The sequence below is a fragment of the Pseudomonas sp. G11-1 genome (assembly GCF_024031555.1).
Classification (GTDB): Bacteria; Pseudomonadota; Gammaproteobacteria; order Pseudomonadales; family Pseudomonadaceae; genus Halopseudomonas; species Halopseudomonas bauzanensis.
The window spans coordinates 566,492-588,635 of record NZ_QEYQ01000001.1 but is presented as its reverse complement, the minus strand read 5'-3'; the positions used below and the strand labels follow the sequence as shown (position 1 = coordinate 588,635).

The window sequence follows — 22,144 nt, the reverse complement described above, 5'->3', positions numbered from 1 at the left end:
AAGACAAGACAAAACACCACACAATAATAACAAGGAGGAGTGATGCCCGGGATAACACGACGGCATTTCCTGCAGGGCACGGCCTGCCTGGCGGCCGGCACCGCGTTGGGCCTGCGCCCGCTGCCGGCAATGGCTGCAGGCAGCATGGGTTTTAATGAATACCGGCGCTGCGATGGCCTGGAGCTGGCCCGGCTGGTCCGGCAGGGCGAGGTCAGCCCCGCCGAACTGCTGGAGCTGGCGATCGCCCGTACGGAACAGGTCAATCCCCGCATCAACGCAGTAGTCATCAAGCATTATGAAGCCGCGCGTAAACTGGCCGGCTCGACCATCCCCGATGGGCCCTTCCGTGGCGTGCCCTTCCTGCTCAAGGACCTGGGCATCAGCATGGCCGATACCGTCACCACCCACGGCTCGCGCTTTTTCCGCCAGGACAAGGCCGCGGCGGACGATCTGTATGTGCGCAAGGCGCGACAGGCCGGGCTGATGATCTTTGGCAAGACCAACAGCCCGGAATTCGGCAACAGCCCGTCCACCGAAGGCACCTTGTTCGGTGATACGCGCAACCCGTGGAATCTGGAGCACAGCGCCGGCGGCTCCTCTGGTGGCGCGGCGGCGGCAGTGGCTGCTGGCATCCTGCCGGTGGCGCACGCCAGTGATGGCGGCGGCTCGATCCGTCTGCCGGCGTCTTCCTGTGGGTTGTTCGGCTTGAAGCCGAGCCGCGATCTGGTGCCGATCGGCAATGGGCCGGGTGAAGCGCGGGGCCTGCTGTCGGCCCAGCACGTGATCAGTCGCAGCGTGCGTGATTCGGCGGCCATGCTCGATGTGCTGGCCTGGGACAACCCCGGGCACGGCTTCGATGGTGGTGCCGAGCAGGGCTCGTATGCCGACCAGTTGCAGCGGGCACCGGGACGATTGCGCATCGCCCTGATGCGCCAGCCATTGCTGGAGATGCCGGTGGACCAGGTATGCATGGATGCGCTGGAGGATGCGGCGCGGCTGTGCGCCGAGCTGGGTCATGAGGTGGTGGAAGCGGTACCTGCGGTGGATATGCATGCCGCCATGCAGGCCTCCGGTACGCTCAGCGTTGCCAGCCTGGCCGAACGCATCGCCCGGCGCGAAGCGCAACTGGGTCGGACGGTTGGTATCGATGACCTGGAACCGGTGAACCTGGAGATGCTGGAGTGGGGACGACAGGTCAGCGCGGTGGACTACATGGGCGCCCAGGAAGGGCTGCGCCAGACCGCCCGCGACATGGCCCGCTTCATGGAAGGTTTCGATCTGGTCCTCAGCCCGACCATGACCTGGGCCCCGCCGCCGCTGGGCGTGGTCGACATGGACCTGCCGCTGCAGGAGTTCGGCCCGCTGGCCACCCGCAGCTCGGTGTTCACCGTGCTGTACAACATCACCGGTCAGCCGGCCATGTCGGTGCCGCTGTACTGGAGCACCGAGGGGCTGCCGATCGGGGTGATGTTCGCCGGGCGCTTCGGCGCCGAGCGTACTCTGCTGCGGCTGGCCGGCCAGTTGGAGCAGGCTCGCCCCTGGTTCGACCGCCTGCCGCCGGTCTGAGGCCGGCGCTGCGCATGCTTTACCCGCTACCCGGCCGGCAGCCATGCGGCCAGCCGGACCTACCACAGTCATGACAGGAGTTTACCCATGCCCATTACTGCCGTTACCGGCGCCGCCTCCGGAATAGGCGCCGCGCTGTGCCAGCAACTGCGTGAAGCCGGTCACCAGGTGATCGGTATCGATCGCGCCAACAGCGACATCAATGCCGATCTTTCCACTGCGCAAGGCCGTCAGCAGGCGGTGAACGACGTGCTTGAACGCTGCAATGGCGTGCTCGATCACCTGGTGCTGTGCGCCGGCGTGGGAATCACCGCGCCCAACTGTGGGCTGATCCTGGCGGTCAACTATTTTGCCGTGAGCAGCCTGCTCGACGGGCTGGCCGAGGCGCTTGGCAAGGGCAGCCAGCCGTCGGCGGTGGTGGTCGGTTCGGTCGCCTCGGTGCAGCCGGGTGGCGACCAGCAACCGATCGTCGAGCTGATGCTGGGCGGTGACGAGGCGGCAGCGTTGGAGCTGGCCAACCGGGAGGTCTCGCCGAGCCTGGCCTATGCCGGTTCCAAGTATGCGGTCAGCGTGCTGGTGCGCCGCAACGTGCACGAGTGGGCCAGGCGTGGCGTCCGGCTCAATGTGGTTGCCCCGGGAGTGGTCGAGACGCCGTTGTACCAGGCCTCCACCGAAGATCCACGTTACGGCGAGGCGACCCGCAACTTCGTTGCTCCGCTGGGCCGTGGCAGTCAGCCGCAGGAGCTGGCTGAGGTGATCCGCTTCCTGCTATCGCCCCAGGCCAGCTTTATCCATGGCACGGTGCTGTTCGCCGATGGCGGCATGGATGCGATGATGCGCCCGAGCCGCTTCTGAACGGACCAGGTCGATGCTGAGGCTGGTGGCGATACTACCGGCCCGGGGTATGGCGCTCCAACCAGAATAATAGCGGGGCTTCTAGTAAATGGAGTGGCAGGGCGCTCTCACACTGACGACACTCTTCGCTGTCCTGTCGGTCTTGATTCTGACTCGTCTTTCGGCCGATATGGTACTCATGTCGGCCCTCGCGTTCCTGTTGATCACCGGCGTTCTCGACCCTGCCCAGACCCTGGGCGGCTTCGCCAATCCCGGTGTCATTACCATCGCTACGCTCTATGTGGTCGCGGCAGGGCTGAAGGAGACCGGGGCGGTGCAATGGATCGCCCGGCACCTGCTGGGCCATCCCGCATCGGCCAGGGGTGCCCAGCTGCGGATGATAATGCCGACAGGCATTCTCAGTGCCTTCATGAACAATACCGCGGTGGTAGCCATGTTCATTCCGGCTATCCAGGATTGGGGACAACGGCTGGGCATACCTGCCTCCAAGCTGTTGTTGCCGTTGAGCTACGCTGCCATCCTGGGCGGCACCTGCACGCTGATCGGAACCAGTACCAACCTGGTAGTGGATGGCATGCTGCAATCTCAGGCCGGTATCCGTCTGGGGCTGTTCGACATCGCCTGGGTCGGGGTACCGTTGCTGGTGATAGGGGGAGGTTTCCTGGTGCTGTTCAGTTCCCGTCTGTTACCTGATCGTGCTGGTGTCAGCGAGGACCTGAACCAGGTTCGTGAGTATGGAGTAGAAGTCGAGGTCATGGCCCGGGGCCCCCTGGTAGGCAGGACCATCACCGAGGCCGGGCTGCGCGCCCTGAATTTTGGCTACCTGGCTGAAATCGAACGTGGCGGACGCTTGATAACGGCGGTTGAGCCGAGCCGGGTGCTGGAAGGGGGCGATCGTCTGCAATTCATCGGTGCTCCGGAATGTGCCAGCGAATTACGCCGTATTCAGGGGCTGCGTCCGGCCAATGGCAATGTGCACAAACTGGCTGTGGCCAATCACCAGCGCTGTCTGGTTGAGGTGGTCCTGGGGCCGGAGTTTCCGGCGCTGGGCCAGACCATTCGTGACAGTCGTTTCCGAACACGATTCAATGCGGTGATCTTTTCCCTGTCCCGCGAAGGCAGGCGTGTGCCGGGGAAGTTGGGGGACATCACCTTCCAGCTGGGCGATACCCTGCTGCTGGAAGCCAGTGAGCAGTTCGTCGAGCAGTACCGCTTCCGGCGTGATTTTCTGCTGGTCAGCGCCTTGAATGACTCAACGCCGCCGGATTTCCCCAAAGCACCGAGGGCATTGGTTATTCTCGGGCTCATGGTAGTGGCCAGCGCCTCCGGGCTGTTGCCGATCATGGAGGCGGCTTTCCTGGCTGCTGGCGCGATGATAGTGACAGGCTGCATAACCGCCAGCCGAGCCCGCAGCAGTATTGACCTGCCGGTATTGGTGGTCATCGCGGCATCCTTTGCCCTGGGTACTGCCATGACCGTGACCGGGGCGGCCAGCTGGATTGCCGATAACCTCCTTGGCGATGCGCAGATATCGCCCTGGCTGGCCCTGCTGCTGGTTTATGTGCTGACGGGCATATTCACCGAGGTGATCACCAACAATGCCGCGGCAGTGCTGATGTTCCCCATTGCCGTGGCCGTGGCTGAGCAGTTGGGAGTCAGCCTGCTGCCCTTCGCCATTGCAGTGATGTTTTCTGCCTCGGCCTCTTTCATTACTCCCCTGGGCTATCAGACCAACTTCATGGTGTATGGCCCGGGGCGCTACAGGTTCGTCGATTACATGAGAATCGGAGTGCCACTGAATGTGCTGGCTGGCGCTGTCGCAGTGTTGCTGATTCCCCAGGTCTGGCCCTTTCACTTGCCTGGGCTGACACCATGATCCCGTGCCTCGACAACCCCGGGCGGCATACCCTACGCCGTTTGCAATGCCGGCTGAGGGGCGAATGCCTGCTGCCGGTATAGCTGCAGCAGCAGGAACATAGGTATCAGCAGACTCAGATGCACCAGTAGCAGGGCATGGCGCAGCGACTCGGTTCCGCTCCAGGGCAGCAAAAGGTCACTCAACAGGCCGGTCAGAATCGGCCCCAGACCGATACCTGCCAGGGTGGTGCAGATGGTTTGCAGGGCAATGGCGGTAGCGCGCTGCCAGGGGCTGACCATCTGCGTCAACAGATTGAAGCAGGGCGCCACCCACCACATGGTGAAGAAACCCGCCAGCGCGCACCAGAGCATGGCGGCTGGCACATCGACCGCGCCCACCCGGAACGCGATGCCCGGCGGCCAGAGCAGGTACAGCAGCATGCTGAGCAGGGTGAAGCCAGTGCCAATCAGCGGCAAGCCCAGCAGCCAGGCCGGGCTGCGCACATTCAGCCGATCACTCAGCCAGCCGCTGAACAGCCCGCCCACAGCCGCGCTGCAACCGGTGACCACTCCGGCGAGAATGCCGGCACTCTGCAGCGACAGGCCATGGGAGCGGATCAGGAACGGCGTGTTCCACATGGCAAAGGCCAGCCCGCTGAAACTGAACCAGGCGCAGGCGGCGACCAGCTTGCGATAGTGGGGATTGCCCAGCAGCTGCCCTGCCGAACGCCACAGGGTCAGCCCCGGTGCACCGGCATGCAGTGGATTGTCGAAACGGCCGCGGGGTGGCTCGCGCACGGCGAGCGCCAACAGTACCGAGATCAGCAGCGGGGGCGTGGCGATGATATGAAAGCCGGTGCGCCAGCCCCAGGTGTCGATGACCCAGGCGCCCAGGCTCAACCCGACGATGGCGGACAGCGTTGGTGCGGCGGTAAAGCAGCTGATGGCCAAGGAACGGTTGCGTGCCGGATACAGGTCGGCAATCAGCGATAGGGAGGCAGGGGTAACCGGTGCTTCGGTCACCGCCACCAGCATGCGCGCCACCACCAGCATCGGGAAACTGACGGCAAAGCCGCAGATAACCGTGGTAATCGCCCAGACGACGCCGCACAGGGCCAACAGGCGAACCCGGGAGTGGCGGTCAGCCAGGCCCCCGGCAGGCAGGCCCATCAGGGCGTAGGCCACGGCAAAGGCCAGCCCGGAAATCAGTCCCATGGCGGTATCGCTGGCACCGAACTCGAGTTTGATGGGCTCTATCATTACCGCCATGATCTGGCGGCCGAGAAAGATGCTGGCGTAACCTCCGACCAGCAGGGCCAGTACCGTATGGCTGGCTCTGCTGGTGTGGATATCGGTTGCCGACATGGTAGATCTCCTGGGTTGGGGGGGACAACAGGCCTGGGAGTCTCAACTCCCCCCGGCTAGACCGATCGGGCGGGGTCTGCAGCGGTCGACTCGACCAGTCCAGTCCGCCGGCAGCGGTTGCGGTGCCGGCTAGCCTTGGTACGAGCTGGTGCTCGAACCTCCCAGGTGGTGCCGCTGGCTCAGGCCTGGCGCTGCTTGAGCAGGGTAAGCGCGGTGTCTTCGATCATGTCTTCCTGGCCGCCAACCATGCCGCGGCGGCCCATCTCGACCAGGATTTCCCGGGCCGGTACGCCGTACTTCTTCTCGGCGCGTTTGGCGAACAGCAGGAAGGAGCCGTAGACGCCGCCGTAGCCCATGGTCAGGGCGTCCTTGTCGCTGCGGATGGGGAAGTCCATGATCGGCACCACCAGGTCGTCGGCTACGTCCTGGATACCGAACACGTCAACGCCGGTCTCGATACCCATGCGCGCGCACACGGCGACCAGGATCTCCATCGGCGTATTGCCGGCGCCGGCGCCCAGCCCTGCAGCGGCGGCGTCGATACGGGTAGCACCGCACTCGATCGCGGCGATGGAGTTGGCTACGCCCATGGCCAGGTTGTGGTGACCGTGGAAGCCGATCTCGGTGTCCGGGCGCAGGGCGGCGCGCACCGCGCTGATCCGCGCGCTGACATCATGGGGCAGCATATAGCCCGCCGAGTCGGTGATGTATACGCAGTTGGCACCATAGCTTTCCATCAGCCTGGCCTGCTCGGCCAGGCCTTCGGGGCTGTTCATGTGCGCCATCATCAGAAAGCCGACGGTGTCCATCTCCAGCTTGCGGGCCAGGTTGATGTGCTGTTCGGACACATCGGCCTCGGTGCAGTGGGTGGCCACGCGGATAGTATTGACGCCGATCTCCCGGGCCATTTTCAGGTGGTCGATGGTACCGATGCCCGGCAGCAGCAGGGCGGATACCTTGGCCTTCTTCAGCAGCGGGATCACGGCCGACAGGTATTCCTCGTCGGTATGGGCGGGGAAGCCGTAGTTCACCGAGCTGCCGCCCAGACCGTCACCGTGGGTAACTTCGATCAACGGAATGCCGGCGGCATCCAGGCCCTGGGCGATGCTCTGCATCTGCTCCAGGCTGATCTGATGGCGCTTGGGGTGCATGCCGTCGCGCAGGGTCATGTCGTGCAGTGTGATCTTCTTGCCTTGCAGGTTCATGGGCGGCTCCTTACAGGGTGGCGGCAATGGCGTCGGGGTCGAAGCTGCCATCAAGCATCTTCTCGGCGAACAGTTCAGCGGTGCGGGCACCGGCGGCGGTCATGATGTCCAGGTTGCCGGCGTACTTGGGCAGGAAGTCGCCCAGCCCTTCGACCTCCATGAACACCGACACGCGGTTGCCGTCGAACACCGGGCCGTTGACCAGCTTGTAGCCGGGCACGTATTTCTGTACCTCGGCAATCATGCTGTGGATCGAATCGGTAATGCGCGCCTGGTCCGGGGTGTCGGTCGTCAGGCAGTGGATGGTGTCGCGCATGATCAGCGGCGGCTCGGCCGGGTTGATGACGATGATCGCCTTGCCCTTTTTCGCGCCGCCCACCTGCTCGATGGCGCCGGAGGTGGTGCGGGTGAATTCATCGATATTCTTGCGCGTGCCCGGGCCGACCGAACGGGAGGACACGGTCGCGACGATCTCGCCGTATTCCACCGATTGCACACGGGATACCGCGGCGACCATGGGAATGGTGGCCTGGCCACCGCAGGTGACCATGTTGACGTTGAGAATCGGCTGACCTGCGTGTTCTTGCAGATTCACCGAGGGCACCACGAAGGGGCCGATCGCCGCCGGGGTCAGGTCGATCATCAATACGCCCAGCTCGTTGAGCTTGCGGCTGTTCTCGGCATGCACATAGGCCGAGGTGGCATCGAAGGCGATGCGGATGTCGTCGTCACGTACGTGCGGCAACAGGCCATCGACACCCTCGCTGGTAGTCTTCAGGCCCATTTCCTCGGCGCGCTTGAGGCCCTCGGAGGTGGGGTCGATGCCGACCATCCACACCGGCTCCAGTACCTCGCTGCGCTGCAGCTTGTACAGCAGGTCGGTGCCGATATTGCCAGGCCCGATCAGGGCACAGCGGATCTTCTTGCTCATGGGTTGCCTCCGGACGTTAGTCGATGAAACGCAGGCTGGCATTACCCAGTCCGCTGATGTGCATGTCGATATGGTCGCCGGCACTGACCGGCACCAGCGGCGCCAGCGCGCCGGACAGGATGATTTCGCCCCGGCGGAAGGGGATCCCGAGTTTGCCCAGGGTGTTGGCCAGCCAGGCGACGGCCTCGCAGGGGTGGCCCTGGACGGCCGAACCCAGGCCGCTACCGGCCGGCTGGCCGTTGAGGCGCATGTTCAGTTCAACCGCGGCCAGATCCAGGCTGCGCGGATCGGTGCGCGACTCGCCCAGCGCGAAGACCCCGCAGGAGGCGTTGTCCGCCACGGTATCCTCGATGCGGATCTGCCAGTTGGCGATACGCGAATCGACAATCTCGAAGCAGGGCGCCACCGACTCGGTCGCCGCCAGTACATCGCCGGCGGTCATGCCGGGGCCGTTCAGGTCCTCGGCCAGGATGAAGGCAATCTCGCCTTCGGCGCGGGGGGCGATCAGGTTGTATTCGGCCAGGCTCACGGCGCTGGCGTCGGCCACCTGCATGCGGTCGGTGAGAAAACCAAAGTCCGGCTGGTGCACATTGAGCATGTCCTGCACGGCCTTGCTGGTAACGCCGATTTTCTTGCCGATCACCCGCTCGCCCAGCGCCTCGCGGCGCTGCAGGAACTGCAGGGAAATACGGTAGGCATCGTCCAGGGTAATCTGCGGGTAGCGCTCGGTCAGTGGCGCCAGCGCCGCGCGGTCGCGCAGGGCGGCATGCAGTTCATCGCCCAGCGCCTTGATCAGTTGTTCGTCCATTATCGGGTTCCGTTCAGGTAGGGAAGACGCTGGTTTCAGCGCCGCCATCGACCTCGATGACCTTGCCGGTAACCCAGCGCGAAGCCGGGGACGCCAGGTAGAGCGCCGCGGCGGCGATATCTTCTACTTCGCCCAGGCAGCCCAGTGGCGTGTTGCGTTCCATGATCTGGCGGATTTCGTCAGTCATCACCCCGCCCAGCGCATCGGTCATGATCGGCCCCGGGGCGATGGCGTTGATGCGGATTACCGGGGCGAAGTCCTGGGCCAGCATCTTGCCCAGATGGGTCAACGCCGCCTTGGCCGCGGCGTAGCTGCTGAAATTGCGCTGGATATAGCGCGCCGCCCCTGAGGTGATGTTGATGATGTTGCCCTGGCCGGTCTCGCGCATGTGCGGCGCGCACAGCTGGATGAGGTGATAGGCACTGGTGACGTTGAAGTGCAGCGAGCGGTCGAACTCCTGCCAGCTCAGTTTCACCGGGCTGTTGGGCCCGCCGCCGCCGGCGTTGTTGACCAGATGGGTCAGCTTGCCGAAGGCTTCCACGGCGGCGGCAACGGCGGCCTCGCGCTGGGCGGCCTCGTTGACATCGCAGCTGACCGCAATGGCACGCCCGCCCTGGCGGCGAATCTGCTCGGCAACGGCTTCCACATCCGTCAGGGTGCGGGCGGCGCATACGACACTGGCACCGGCCTCGGCATAGCCCAGGGCAATCGCCTGGCCGATACCCTTGCCGGCGCCAGTGACCAGGGCCACGCTGCCCTCCAGGGAAAATCGCTCAAGAAGTGACATGACGCGGCCCCTTAATCAGTGTTAGGTTGCTGATCAGCCGGGCCGTCGAGGGTCCAGAGATCGGGCAGACCCGGGTCGGTCGCCTGGATCAGGCGCTTAAGCAGGAACTTCAGCGCCTGGGTATCGCCTACGCCGAGCTTTTCGGTGACCTCTTCCTCGACGGCCTTGGCCAGCGCCACATGCTCCAGGGAGACCTCGCGGCCTTCCCCGGTCAACAGGAACCGCTGTTCCCCGGATTGTTCATCAGCCACGATGTAGCCCTGTTTCTGCAGGAACAGCAGCATGGTGATCGACACCTCGCGTCCGGTATAAGCAACGAAGTGGTTGATTTCCTTAAGGGTCAGGTTGTCCTGGATGCTCAGTACCGACAGCACGAAGAAGGCGTGTTCGTCGAGCTGGTGGTTCTGCAGCAGGGTGCGCAGGTAAGCCACCAGCTGGTAGTGAGCGCGGCCGGCCAGGTAGCCCAGCAGATCCTCGGTATAACTGCAGTCCGGGGCGACCTGCTCGACCCGCGACAGGCGCACGCCTTCGCGCGGCTTGCGTGCGGTCAGGGCATACTGCCCGCTCTGGAAGGCCAGCGGCGGCAGGTGGCTCTGGTCGAAGCCGAGCACCTCGCCGACAAAGATCATGTGGTCGCCGCCCTCGTACATGAAGGCGGTGCGGCACTGGAAGCGTGCGGTGCAGTTGTGCAGCAGCGGGATGTCGTTGATGCCGCGATCCAGTTCGATGCCGGCAAACTTGTCTTCGCCACGGGCGGCAAAACGGCCCGACAGGCCTTCCTGCTCTACCGAGAGCACATGCACGTTCCACTGCTTGGTATGGGCGAAGGCATCCAGGCTGTAGGCGGACTTGGCCAGACTCCACAACACCAGTGGCGGGTTGAGCGATACCGAGTTGAAGCTGTTGGCGGTAATGCCAACCGGTGAGCCATCTGCAGCACGGGTGGTGATGATGGTCACGCCCGTGGTGAAGGTGCTCAGGGCGTCGCGGAACGCCCTGGGATTGAAGCTTGCCTGAGCAGTCATATCTGCCTCGTATTAATCAGGTTCAGTGGCCGCAGTATTGGGCGGGGACACTGGCCGGTCATCGTCTTTATGGACTAACGCAGAGCGGGGATACTGGTCCGAATGGACGAGGTGCGGGGCAGGGCGCTTATCTATCTTGCGGGCTACTACGATGCTACGGCAAACAAGAACAAGGAGAAGGCTGCATGCGTGCCCATCTGCAATCCATCGACGAGTTATCTTCCCTGCTTGCAGCTCAGCGCCAGGCATTTGACCAGCAGGGTCCGGTCAGTGCCGAGCAGCGCCGCGGCCGCCTTCAGCAGGTGATCGATCTGCTGGTCGACCACCATCAACCGCTGGCCGAGGCCATGGATGCCGACTTCGGCGGGCGCCACCCGGGCTTCGGCCTGATGAACGATGTGCTGGGGTCGCTGGGCTCACTCAAGCATGCCCGCGATCATCTGGAGGGCTGGATGGCAGACGAGCCGCGCCCGGTGTTTGCCCCCTATGACCAGCTGGGCGCCCAGGGCTGGGTTCGTTACCAGCCCAAGGGTAGTGTCGGCATCATCGGCACCTGGAACGCACCACTGTTTACTTTGCTGAGCCCATTGGCTTGCGCTTTTGCCGCCGGCAACCGGGCGGTGCTCAAACCATCGGAAATTGTCCCGCGCACCGCCGAGCTTTTGGCGCAGCTGATTGGCGAGCGCTTCGACCCGCTTGAGCTGGCGATCATCACCGGCGGGGTGGAGGTGGGGCAGGCCTTCGCCAGCCAGCCCTTCAATCACCTGGTATTCACCGGCAGCACCGAGGTGGGCCGCGACATCATGCGCCGGGCCGCGGACAACCTGGTGCCCGTGACCCTGGAGCTGGGCGGCAAGTCGCCGGTCGTTATCGGTGAGAGTGCCGATATCGCCGAGGCGGCCCGACGGCTGGCCATTGCCAAGGGCACCAATGGCGGGCAGATCTGCATTTCCCCGGATCGGGTATTCGTGCCGGTGGCGCAGCGCGAACAATTCATCCGCCAGTTCGCCGAGGCCTATAGCGGGTTGTACCCCACGGTGACGGATAACCCGGATCTGGTCAGTGTGGTCAATGAGCGCCATCTCCAGCGCCTTGATGCCTACCTGGATGAGGTCCGCGACATGGGCGTGGAGATTGTCCAGTGCCCCGACGTGGCTTTCGATGCCAGCCAGCGCAAGCGGCCCCTGAGCCTGGTGATCAATCCGCCCTTGACCAGTCGCATCATGCGCGAGGAAATCTTCGGCCAGGCGCTGGTGGTGCTCAGCTACAGCGACATCCACCATGTGGTCGAGGAGATCAATCAGGGCGAACGGCCGCTGGCGCTGTACTACTTCGGCAGCGACCAGGCCGAGCAGGACTATGTGCTGGGCCACACCCTGTCCGGCGGCGTGAGCATCAACGATGCGCTGATGCATGCGGCACTGGAAAATGCACCCTTCGGCGGCGTCGGCGCCTCTGGTCTGGGGCGTTACCACGGCCATGAAGGCTTTCTCGAGTTCAGTCACGTGCGCACGGTATACCAGGCGCCGGCCACGGACCCGCGCGGCGACTGGGGCATGCTGCCGCCCTACCACGAGGGTTTTACTGCGGTCATGCAGTCGCAGATCAGCCGCTGAACCCGCACTGTTGATGGGTCTCTCGGCCTTCCTGGCCGGGAGTTGCCCCATGCCTGCACGCCTATGCGCGCTGGGCCACCGACCAGTGGCTCGGCGTTGCCGCTATTCTGCGGTTGCCGGAATTACCTCATTTTCGCCTACTGGCCCAGCCATAGTCCGCTTTGACGATGAGTGGCCGGCACCGGCTCCAGATAATCGAAACAGCTGCGCATAGGGGCGCTGCCGATAGTCTCTGGAGGAGCACACGATGGGTGTCACCCGCGAAAGAAGTGAAAAAGAACGCGAATTGCTGGCCAGCGCACGGCAGTTGATCCCGGCCCTGCGGGCGCGAGCCGAACAGGCTGACCGGGACATGAAAGTGCCGGTCGAGACCGTGGCTGATATGCGCGAGGCGGGACTGTTCCGCGCCATGCAGCCCAAGCGCTTCGGCGGTTTCGAGATGGACCCGCGTGGGTTCTTCGAGATCCAGATGGCACTGGCCGAAGGCTGCATGTCCACCGCCTGGATCTATGGCGTGATGGGTGTACATCCCTGGCAGCTGGCACGCTTCGACGTGCAGGCCCAGGAAGATGTGTGGGGCGACAACCCCGACACCTTGGTGGGCTCGACCTACATGCCGGTCGCCAAGGTCACGCCGGTCGAGGGCGGTTATCGCATCAGCGGCCGCTGGGGCTTCTCCAGCGGCAGCGAGCACTGCACCTGGACCCTGCTGGGCGGCATCATCCCGCCGGATGCCAATGGCGAGGGCGCCGAACATGGCACCTTCCTGGTGCCGATCAGCGACTACCGTATCGAGCGCAACTGGGATGTGCTGGGCCTGCGCGGCACCGGTAGTCATGACATCGTGGTGGAAGATGCCTTCGTGCCGTTCCACCGGGTCCAGCGCACCAACAACACCAGCATGGAGGCCACCCCCGGTCGCCTGGTCAATACCAATCCGCTGTACGCCATTCCCTTCGCGCAGATCTTTACCCGCGCGGTATCCAGCTCCTGCCTGGGTGCGTTGCAGGGGGCGATCAACGAATTCCGTGCCAATGCTGCCAAGCATATCGGCAAGCACGGCGCCAAGACCGCGGAAGACCCGCTGGCCCAGGAAGTGGTGGCCGACGCGACCCTGACCCTGGACCAGCTCCGGCTGGTGCTCGAGCGCAACATGGCGCAGCTGATGGAGCTGGCCGAGCGTAACGAGTTCCCCGACGTGGAAACCCGCCTGCTGTACCGTTACCAGTCGGCCTACGTGACCAATATCTGCGCCGACAAGGCGGATCAGCTGCTGCGCTGCATGGCCGCGTCGGGGCTGTACAACACCAACCCGGTGGCGCGGGTATTCCGCGATCTGCACCAGGCGCGGGGCCACATTTCCAATAACGTGGCGGCGTTCGCCCGGACCTACGGTGCGGTGCAGCTGGGCCTGCCCAACCCCGATCCCTACGTCTGATCACGCTCGCCGGCGCGGTGCGCCGGCGAGGCCTTTCGCTGACAGTGGCCATGAGTATCGATATGCATAACAACAACGATTTCAGCGCAATGTATGACCTGATTGTGGTGGGCTCTGGGGCCGGCGGCATGACCGCTGCGGTAACCGCGGCCGACCAGGGGCTGAATGTCCTGCTGGTGGAAAAAGCGGCGCAGTACGGTGGCACCTCGGCGCTTTCAGGCGGCGGCATCTGGATTCCCAACAATCATTACTTCCGCGCCTTGGGCGGCAAGGACAGCGAAGAGCTGGCCTGGACCTACATGAAGGCCGCGGTGGGCGACCGGGTCGACGAGCGTCGCCTGCGCACCTACCTGAAGAAGGCCCCGGAGATGATCGCCTGGCTGGAGAAGCACACCCGGGTGCGCTATGCCGTGGCGGAAAAGTACCCCGACTACTACCCGCACCTGCCGGGCTCGCTGCCGGGTGGCCGCAGCCTGGACCCGGAGCTCTTCGACCTGAGCGAGCTGGGTGACGAGCTTTCCACCATGCGTGAAGGCTCGCCGGGCAATATGCTGATGGGCCGCATCGCCTGGACCGCCCGGGACGCGCACCGCGCCATGTCCAAATCCCGCGGCTGGCGCCTGATGGTGCTGTGGATGATGCTGCGCTACAAGCTCGATTTCAGCTGGCGCAAGAAGACCAACAGCCGGCGAGACCGCCGCGCGGCGCTGGGCAGCTCGCTGGTAGCCAGCCTGCGGGCCTCCATGCTGGACCGGGGTATTGCCCTGTGGCTCCAGACTGATCTGCGTGAGCTGATCCACGAGGACGGCCGGGTGACCGGCGTGCTGGTGGAGCGCGATGGGCAGTTGCAGCGTCTCGGCGCGCGCAAGGGCGTGATTCTTGCGGCCGGCGGCTTCGAGCAGAACCAGGCGCTGCGCGACAAGTACCTCCCCCAGCCAAGCAACGTGAGCTGGAGCGCGACGCCCGCCGGTGCCAACACCGGCGCCGCGCTGGAAGCCGCCCTGCAACTGGGTGCGGCTACCGACCTGATGGATTGGGGCTGGTGGGCGCCGAGCCTGCTGGTGCCCGGTGAAGACCGCGCTCGCGGGGTGTTTGCCGAGCGCGCTTTCCCCGGGGCCATCGTGGTCAACGGCCAGGGCAAGCGCTTCGTCAATGAGGCGGCGCCCTACCTGGAATTCGTCGGCGCCATGTATGAGGACCACCAGCAGACCGGTGCCAGCATTCCGGGTTGGGTGATTTTCGACAGCAAGTTCCGTTTCAACTATGCCATGGGCCCGCTGATGCCGGGGCAGATCATGCCCGACAGCCGCCTGCGCAAGACCTGGCTGAACAACGTCTATTACAAGGCCGAGTCGCTGGATGCATTGGCCACGCAGATCGGCGTGGATGCCACTGGGCTCAGCGCCACCGTGCAGCGGGTCAACGGGTTTGCTGCCAGCGGGGTCGATGAGGATTTTGGCCGCGGCGGCAATGTGTTCGATCGCTACTACGGCGACAGCAACGTCAAGCCCAACCCCTGCCTGGCGCCGCTGGAAAAAGGCCCCTTCTACGCGATGCCCATGTACGCCGGCGATATCGGCACCAAGGGTGGGTTGCTGACCAATGAGCACGCCCAGGTGTTGCATGAGTCGGGCGAGCCGATCGCCGGCCTGTATGCCATCGGCAATACCTCTTCCTCAGTGATGGGGACCACCTATCCCGGCGCCGGCGGTACCCTGGGGCCGGCGATGACCTTCGGGTATGTCGCCGCGCACCATATTGCCCAGGTCCAGCAGGAGCGGCGGCATGAGCCAGCGACTGCAGAATAAGGTAGCAGTGGTGACCGGGGCGGCCAGCGGCATCGGCGAAGCGACGGCGCGGCTGTTCATCGCCGAAGGGGCCCAGGTGCTGCTGACCGACCTGAACCTTGAGGCGGGTGAGCGGATCGCCGCGGAGCTGGGCGATAGCGCGGCCTTCATGCACCAGGACGTCAGCGATCCGGCGGCCTGGCAAGCCCTGGCGGCTCGGGTGCGTGAGCGCTACCAGCGGCTGGATGTGCTGGTCAACAACGCCGGTATCCTGCTGCCCGGCAGCATCGAGGAGGCAACCTTCGAGCAATGGCAGCGCCTGTTGCGGGTTAATGCCGACAGCGTCTTTCTCGGTTGCCAGACCGCCGTGGCGTTGATGAAGGACAGCGGCGGCGGATCGATCGTCAATCTGTCCTCGATCGCGGCGCTGGCGGCGCGGGATGACTACCTGGCCTACGGTGCGAGCAAGGGCGCGGTGGCGGCCCTGACTCGCAGCGTGGCGGTGCATTGCCGGCGCCGCCGCTACCGTATTCGCTGCAACTCGGTGCATCCCGATGGGGTGATGACGCCGATGACCCGTGGCGGCTACCCCCAGGATATCGACCCGGCGCTGCTGACCATCGACCACGACCCGATGAACCGTGCCTGCCTGCCCGAGGACGTAGCCGGGGCCGTGCTCTATCTGGCCGCCGACGAGTCGCGGGCGGTCAACGGCATCGAGCTGCGGGTGGACAGCGGCCAATTTCTGATGAGTATCTGACTATGACAACGCCCGACTATATCTCCCTGGAGGTGACTGCGGTCATCGCCGAGACCCACGACAGCTGCTCCTTCGAGATGGCAGTGCCGCCGGACCTGGCCGAGCGCTTCCGTTACCGCCCGGGGCAGTTCCTGACGTTGCGCATTCCCCATGGCGATGACTGGTTGCCGCGCTGTTATTCGCTGTCCAGCTCGCCCTTTGCCGGCGAGAACCTGCGGGTGACGGTCAAGCGGGTCGATGACGGCCGGGGCTCCAACTGGCTGTGTGATCAGGTCCGGCCGGGGGATCGGGTCCAGGTGCTGGCCCCGGCTGGGGTGTTTGTCCCGCGCAGCCTGGATGGCGACTTCCTGCTGTTTGCTGGCGGCAGCGGCATTACGCCGGTGCTGTCGATCCTGCGCTCGGTGCTGACTCAGGCCCAGGGGCGGGTGCGCCTGGTGTATGCCAACCGGGATGAGAAATCGGTGATCTTCCAGGAATTGCTCCAGGGGCTGGTGCGCGAATATCCCCAGCGGCTGCAGGTGGTGCATTGGCTGAACAGCGTCCAGGGGTTGCCGAGTGTGGCGCAACTGGCCCACCTGGCCGCTGGCTTCGAACACGCCGAGGCTTTCATCTGCGGCCCTGGCCCCTTCATGGACGCCTGTGTCGCTGCTTTGGGTGAGGCTGGTTTACCAAGCAAGGCAGTGCACGTGGAGCGTTTCGTCTCGCTGCCCAGCGAGCGCGAACAACCGAATGTATCGGTGGTGGAGCACCTGGGGGCGGCGGCTACCCGGTTGGTGGTGGAGCTCGATGGCAGCACCCATGAGATCGATTGCGAGGAGGGCGAACTGCTGTTGGCCGCCATGCGCCGCGAAGGTCTGCAACCGCCCCATTCCTGCCTGGTCGGCTCCTGCGCGTCCTGCATGTGCACCCTGGTCGAAGGCAGCGTGGACCTGATGAACAACGACGCGCTGGACCAGCAGGAGCTGAACGAAGGCTGGACGCTGGCCTGCCAGGCGGTCGCCACCAGCGACCGGGTGCATTTGCGTTTCCCCGACTGAACAAGTGAGACAAGTAGTCATGGCCAGTGTATACCCGAGCTTTGAAGATCTGCCCGCATCCATCCCGGCACTGGTGCTGGAGGCTGCCGAACGCCATGGCCCACGCGCGGCGTTGGAGCATGGTGAGCAGCGCATCACCTATGCCGAACTGCCCGGATACATGTTGCAGGTCACGCGCGCGTTGATCGCCGCCGGCATCGGCAAGGGTGACCGTGTGGTGATCTGGGCGCCCAACAGCGTGGAGTGGGTAGTGCTGGCCCTGGGGCTGCAGGCGGCCGGCGCGGTGCTGGTGCCGCTCAATACCCGCATGAAGGGCGCCGAGGCGGCGGATATCGTCGCCCGCAGCGGCGCGCGCCTGGCCTTCGTCCAAGGCAGCTTCCTCGGGACCGATTACCCGGCGATGCTGGATCAGCACCGCCCGGCCACGCTGGAACGCATGGTTGTCATCGGTGCCGCGCCGAGTCAGCCGGGCGACCAGGAGCTGCAGCAGTTTCTGGCCGGTGCCGAGCAGGTACCCGTGGAGCAGGCGCTGGCCAGTGCCAGCTCCATCGCCCCGACGGACCTGTCCGACCTGCTGTTCACCTCGGGCACCACCGGCAAGTCCAAGGGCGTGATGTGCGCCCATGGCCCGTCCCTGCGCGCCTTCAACGAATATGTGCGGATCATCGGGCTGGTGCCCGGGGATCGCTATCTGGTGGTCAATCCGTTTTTTCACTCCTTCGGCTACAAGGCCGGTTGGCTGACCTGCCTGCTGGGCGGCGCAACCATCCTGCCGCAACCGGTATTCGATGCCGATGAGGTCTTCCGGCGGGTGGCCGAGGAGCGCATCACCGTGCTGCCCGGGCCGCCGACGCTGTACCTGTCGATGCTCGATCACCCCGAGCTGGGCCGCAAGGACCTGTCCAGCCTGCGGGTCGCGGTCACCGGCGCCTCGACCATTCCACCGGTGCTGATCCAGCGCATCCGCCAGGAGCTGGGCTGCGCGGTGGTCACCACCGCCTATGGCCTGACCGAATGTGGCGGTCTGGCGACGATCTGCGATCCGGCGGACTCGGCCGAGGTGATTGCCGGCACCAGTGGTAAACCGATTCCCGGCACCGAGCTGGCGATCCTCGACTCCGGGGGCAAGCCGGTTCCGGTGGGGCACAACGGCGAGATATGCCTGCGGGGCTTTCATCTGATGCAGGGCTATTTCGATGATCCCGGGGCCACCCAGGATACGTTCGATGCCCAGGGCTGGTTGCATACCGGAGACATCGGCAGCCTGGACGGGCAGGGCAACCTGCGCATTACCGGGCGACTCAAGGACATGTTCATCGTCGGTGGCTTCAACTGTTATCCGGCGGAAATCGAAGCAGCGTTGAGCGAACATCCCGCCATTGCCCAGGTGGCTGTGTTGGGGGTGCCGGACGAGCGCATGGGTGAGGTCGGTTGCGCCTGCGTGGTGCTGCGCCAGGGCGAGGCCCTGACGGCAGCGGAGCTGATCACCTGGAGCCGCGAGCGGATGGCCAACTACAAGGTGCCGCGGCGGGTGGAATTCTTCGAGCAACTGCCCACCAACGCCTCGAACAAGGTGGACAAGCTGCTGCTGGCTCGGCAGCTGCAAGAGGAAGAAAGCGCTTCATACTCTGTATGAGGTATGCGGTTCGCTGTCGCCATTCTGATACTTGAAGCTCGCAAACCACTGTGCGAACAACAACATCAGGAGCAGACAGTGAATAACAAGAAGATCCCTCTTGCGCGCCTTGCAGTGCGGGGTACACCCCTGGCGATGGCCGTTGCGGTTGCGTTGAACAGCCCGACGGCCACTGCCTTGCCCTCGCTGGATTTCAGCAACGGGCTGAGCATTGATTCCCAGATTACTGCCAACTACACCTATTCCTTCCGGACCCGCGGCCCTGACAGCCGCTACCTGGAAGCGCTGAACAACGACGACGGCACCCGCAACTTCGACCGCTATGCGCCGGTGAACAACCGGGTCAGCCTGTTCGGCGAGATCCTCGCCACCAAGGACAACTACGGTGCGGTACTGCGTGCCAGTCATTTTTATGACGATGTCTACAAGGGCACCAACGACAACGACTCCGCCGCCACGGTCAACCGCCTGGTGGGCCAGGGCGGTGACGAGCAGCACTTCGTCAGCAAGACCCGCAGCGAGAGTGGCAGCCGCTTTCAGTTGCTGGATGCCTATGTCTATGGCAACTGGCCGATCGGCGAAGAGCAATACCTGTCGCTGAATGCGGGCCGGCATCTGGTGGCCTGGGGCGAGAGTCTGTTCTGGCCAAACATCAGTCAGGGCCAGGCGCCGGTAGATGCGACCAAGTTCAACGTACCGGGTACCGAAGCCAAGGACGCCTATCTGCCGGTTAACCAGGTTTCCTTCACCTACGCGTTGAATGATCATTGGGCGTTCACCGGTTTCTACCAGCTGGAGTGGGAAAAGACCCGCCTGAACCCGGTGGGTGACTTCTTCAGTACCACCGACTATTTCGGTCCTGGCGGACAGTTCATGCGGTTCGCACCTGGGGTTATAAGCAGCCTGCCCGATGGCGCCGTGGTCGCCAGCGCTGGCGATAAGGATCCGCGGGATTCCGGTCAGTGGGGTTTGGGTGTGCGCTGGAACATCGATTTCAATACAGAAATCGGGCTCTATCATTACCGCTACCACGACCGCATCGCCTCCATGTTCCTGGATATGGCGGGTAACAGTCGCTACTCCTCGCTGGATGCCATCAACAAGCTGGATGCCGCGGGCCCGGTTATCAAGTTCGGTTACTTCGAGGACATCAAGCTGACCGGTCTGAGTCTCAGCTCCAAGGTCGGTGATGTGCAACTGGGTTCTGATATCAGTCTGCGTCAGGATGCGCCCGTGATGGTATCCAACTTTACGCCGACTACCGGTGACCTGTTGATGGCCAGCGCCAACTTCATGTACATGCTGGGGCCGAACAGAATCGCCAGCCAGACCACGCTGATGGGGGAAGTGGCCAATCAGCATATCCTGGATGCGGATACTCTGTCGGTGACGGCCAATGGCGTCACCACCACCGAAGACGACTATGTTTTCGACGGCCAGACTCGCTCCAGTACTCTGCTGGGTCTGGGTGTCATCCTCGACTACCCGAGCGTGTTTTCCGGCTGGGATATGAGCCTGTCCGGTACTTGGCAGCAGAACCTCGATGGCAGCGCCTATCAAGGGCTGGGCCGGAATGAGAAGACCCTGACCCTGGGCGCGGACTTCAGTTACATGGGCAACTTCGAGATCGGCACTACCTGGGTCAACTATCTGTCGTCGCCGGATATCGACAAGGGCCGTCTCATGGCGGACCGCGACTACTTGTCATTCAACGTCAAATACACCTTCTGAGGGAGATTATGGCAATGCATATGATCAAACCAATGGCGCTCGCCATCATCGCCGCCCAGACACTGCTGGCGGCTAGCCTGGTCCAGGCGGCCACGCCTGAGGAAATTGCCAAGCTAGGCAATGAATTGAACTGCGTCGGAGCCGAGAAAGCCGGTAACGCTGATGGCAGCATCACCGAGTGGACTGGCAAGTGGTTGGGTTGGCCCGATGGCATGGAGCCCGGTGAAGTTGGAGCTCATCCGCAGAATCCCTATCCTGATGACAGGCCGCTGTTCGTCATTACTGCCGCCAACATGGCCGAGCATGCGGAGCGGCTGTCGGCAGGGCAGAAGGCATTGTTTGAGAACTATCCAGATTCTTTCCGCATCCCTGTCTATCAGACCCGGCGTGATTTCCGTTTCTCCGACACGGTATGTCAGGCAACGCTGGAAAATGCCAAGTCGGCTCGTGTGGTCAGTGACGGTGAAGGTATCGAGGGGACTACCGGGGGCTACTACTTCCCCTTCCCGAAAACCGGCCTGGAACTGATGTGGGGTTCTTCTTTCCCGTATCGGGCCTGGACTGAGGAATATGTCTCAGATAACGCTTACGTGTTGAGCAACGGCCGTATCACCTGGGGTAAGGTGCATTCGCGAAACCTGGCTCCGCCTTTGGAGCCAGGCAAGTTGGGCAAGACCGAGGGGCCTTCGGCCTACTACAAAAACGAGACCCTATTGCCGCAGCGCGACCGTGGTGAGATCAATACTGGTGTTGAATTCTTCGACAACATCAAGGAGCCACGTCAGAGTTGGCGGTATGATCCAGGCACCCGCCGCGTAAGGCAGTCGCCGGAATATGGTTTCGATATGCAGTTCCCCGGTACCGGCGGTTCCATCACGGTGGACGAGGTGCGTATCTTTAATGGATCTGGCCAGCGCTACAACTGGGAGATCGTCGGCAAACAGGAAATGTATATTCCGGCCAACGCCTACGGTATTCATTCGCCGGACGTTACCTATGACGAGTTGCTGACGCCCGGTCATGTCAATCCGGAACATATGCGCTATGAGTTGCGGCGGGTCTGGGTGCTGGAAGCCAGCCTCAAGGATAATTATCGCCACTTGTATACCAAACGTCGTATCTTCATTGATGAGGATAACTGGCAGATGGTGCTGGCCGATAACTACGATGCACGCGGGGGGCTGTGGCGTACCACCATGATCAACACCTACTACGCCCCGGAAATGCAGACCTGGCAGGCCGGTGTCGGGCTGTATCACGACCTACAGGCCCGAACCCATCTGGCCTTCAACTTGGTTAACGAGCTGGATAAGGGCTATATCCTCAATCGAGGTGATCTGTCAGGCCGTGACTTCGGCCCGGAAGCGGCTCGCCGCAGCGGCCGCTGAGCGATCCTTCACGGTAATTGCAAAGGGCGTCCATGACGCCCTTTTTGTAGTTGTCACCCGCGGCGCCCCCTCTCCGTCCAAACTGCAAGGTTTGGATGGTGCGGGTTGGGTTTGGGGTCGCTGCAGTTGAGGGAGCATTGTGGTTGACTTACCACAGGCAAGCGTCAGGCCCGCGGCCCCATGGCATGCCGCCGCTGTTCAGCATAATACAGAGATCTAGAAAGGGAATAATGAGAATGCTTGGAAACAAGGTCGCGATCGTCAGCGGTGAGGGGAGCAGGATATTGTCTTTGCCTTGTCGGCTGAGAGTCCGCGCCTACAACGCAGCAAGGTCTCATGATCATCTGTAGCT

Annotated in this window: 17 protein-coding genes; 11 read left to right on the top strand and 6 right to left on the bottom strand. The window is 63.6% G+C overall.

All coding sequences use genetic code 11. The features are described from left to right. Positions 1-42: 42 nt before the first annotated feature. From DHB74_RS02750 to DHB74_RS02740, 3 genes are all read left to right on the top strand, one after another. The gene (locus DHB74_RS02750) at positions 43-1,566 is read left to right on the top strand and encodes an amidase (RefSeq protein ID WP_499160717.1); all 1,524 of its coding nucleotides are present in this window, start codon (positions 43-45) and stop codon (positions 1,564-1,566) included. Between the two features lie 87 nt (positions 1,567-1,653). Continuing rightward, positions 1,654-2,421 carry an SDR family oxidoreductase gene (locus DHB74_RS02745; protein ID WP_499160716.1) on the top strand — a complete coding sequence of 256 codons (768 nt, stop codon included), beginning with the start codon at positions 1,654-1,656 and terminating at the stop codon, positions 2,419-2,421. Between the two features lie 88 nt (positions 2,422-2,509). After that, the gene (locus DHB74_RS02740; protein WP_499160715.1) at positions 2,510-4,297 is read left to right on the top strand and encodes an SLC13 family permease; all 1,788 of its coding nucleotides are present in this window, start codon (positions 2,510-2,512) and stop codon (positions 4,295-4,297) included. A 32-nt stretch (positions 4,298-4,329) separates the two neighbouring features. Here the strand turns inward: DHB74_RS02740 and DHB74_RS02735 are convergent, their stop codons facing one another. The 6 genes from DHB74_RS02735 to DHB74_RS02710 all read right to left on the bottom strand — a co-directional run bounded on the left by DHB74_RS02735 (position 4,330) and on the right by DHB74_RS02710 (position 10,399). Beyond that, complete coding sequence (locus tag DHB74_RS02735) at positions 4,330-5,643, bottom strand: MFS transporter (RefSeq protein ID WP_499160714.1); 1,314 nt, start codon at positions 5,641-5,643, stop codon at positions 4,330-4,332. Positions 5,644-5,822: 179 nt separating this feature from the next. Continuing rightward, entirely contained in the window at positions 5,823-6,848 is a 1,026-nt protein-coding gene (gene dmpG / locus DHB74_RS02730) for a 4-hydroxy-2-oxovalerate aldolase (RefSeq protein WP_499160713.1), read from the bottom strand. Positions 6,849-6,858: 10 nt separating this feature from the next. Continuing rightward, complete coding sequence (locus DHB74_RS02725; RefSeq protein ID WP_499160712.1) at positions 6,859-7,779, bottom strand: acetaldehyde dehydrogenase (acetylating); 921 nt, start codon at positions 7,777-7,779, stop codon at positions 6,859-6,861. Positions 7,780-7,795: 16 nt separating this feature from the next. Further along, positions 7,796-8,587 (bottom strand): fumarylacetoacetate hydrolase family protein, encoded by a 792-nt coding sequence (locus DHB74_RS02720; RefSeq protein ID WP_499160711.1) that lies wholly within the window; start codon positions 8,585-8,587, stop codon positions 7,796-7,798. 13 nt (positions 8,588-8,600) lie between these two features. Continuing rightward, positions 8,601-9,374, bottom strand: a complete 774-nt coding sequence (locus DHB74_RS02715) for a glucose 1-dehydrogenase (protein WP_499160710.1) — start codon at positions 9,372-9,374, stop codon at positions 8,601-8,603. An 11-nt stretch (positions 9,375-9,385) separates the two neighbouring features. Then, a complete protein-coding gene (locus DHB74_RS02710) occupies positions 9,386-10,399 on the bottom strand; it encodes a flavin reductase (protein ID WP_499160709.1) in 1,014 nt (337 codons plus the stop codon). A 185-nt stretch (positions 10,400-10,584) separates the two neighbouring features. On the opposite strand from DHB74_RS02710, the gene DHB74_RS02705 reads away from it, so the two are divergent. The 8 genes from DHB74_RS02705 (at position 10,585) to DHB74_RS02670 (ending at position 21,792) form a co-directional block, all read left to right on the top strand. Further along, positions 10,585-12,015, top strand: a complete 1,431-nt coding sequence (locus tag DHB74_RS02705) for a coniferyl aldehyde dehydrogenase (protein WP_499160708.1) — start codon at positions 10,585-10,587, stop codon at positions 12,013-12,015. Between the two features lie 247 nt (positions 12,016-12,262). After that, a complete protein-coding gene (locus DHB74_RS02700) occupies positions 12,263-13,453 on the top strand; it encodes an acyl-CoA dehydrogenase family protein (protein WP_499160707.1) in 1,191 nt (396 codons plus the stop codon). Between the two features lie 62 nt (positions 13,454-13,515). Beyond that, the gene (locus tag DHB74_RS02695; protein ID WP_499160706.1) at positions 13,516-15,261 is read left to right on the top strand and encodes an FAD-dependent oxidoreductase; all 1,746 of its coding nucleotides are present in this window, start codon (positions 13,516-13,518) and stop codon (positions 15,259-15,261) included. Beyond that, the gene (locus DHB74_RS02690) at positions 15,239-16,000 is read left to right on the top strand and encodes a glucose 1-dehydrogenase (RefSeq protein ID WP_499160705.1); all 762 of its coding nucleotides are present in this window, start codon (positions 15,239-15,241) and stop codon (positions 15,998-16,000) included. Before DHB74_RS02695 ends, DHB74_RS02690 begins: the two co-directional genes overlap by 23 nt. A 2-nt stretch (positions 16,001-16,002) precedes the next feature. Then, positions 16,003-17,037: a 2Fe-2S iron-sulfur cluster-binding protein gene (locus tag DHB74_RS02685; protein ID WP_499160704.1), complete on the top strand. Its 1,035-nt coding sequence runs from the start codon at positions 16,003-16,005 to the stop codon at positions 17,035-17,037. Between the two features lie 19 nt (positions 17,038-17,056). Beyond that, entirely contained in the window at positions 17,057-18,673 is a 1,617-nt protein-coding gene (locus DHB74_RS02680) for a FadD3 family acyl-CoA ligase (protein ID WP_499160703.1), read from the top strand. A gap of 78 nt (positions 18,674-18,751) precedes the next feature. Next, on the top strand, positions 18,752-20,404 hold the full coding sequence (locus tag DHB74_RS02675; protein ID WP_499160702.1) for a DUF1302 domain-containing protein: 1,653 nt from the start codon (positions 18,752-18,754) through the stop codon (positions 20,402-20,404). A gap of 20 nt (positions 20,405-20,424) precedes the next feature. Continuing rightward, the gene (locus tag DHB74_RS02670) at positions 20,425-21,792 is read left to right on the top strand and encodes a DUF1329 domain-containing protein (protein ID WP_499161018.1); all 1,368 of its coding nucleotides are present in this window, start codon (positions 20,425-20,427) and stop codon (positions 21,790-21,792) included. Positions 21,793-22,144 lie beyond the last annotated feature (352 nt).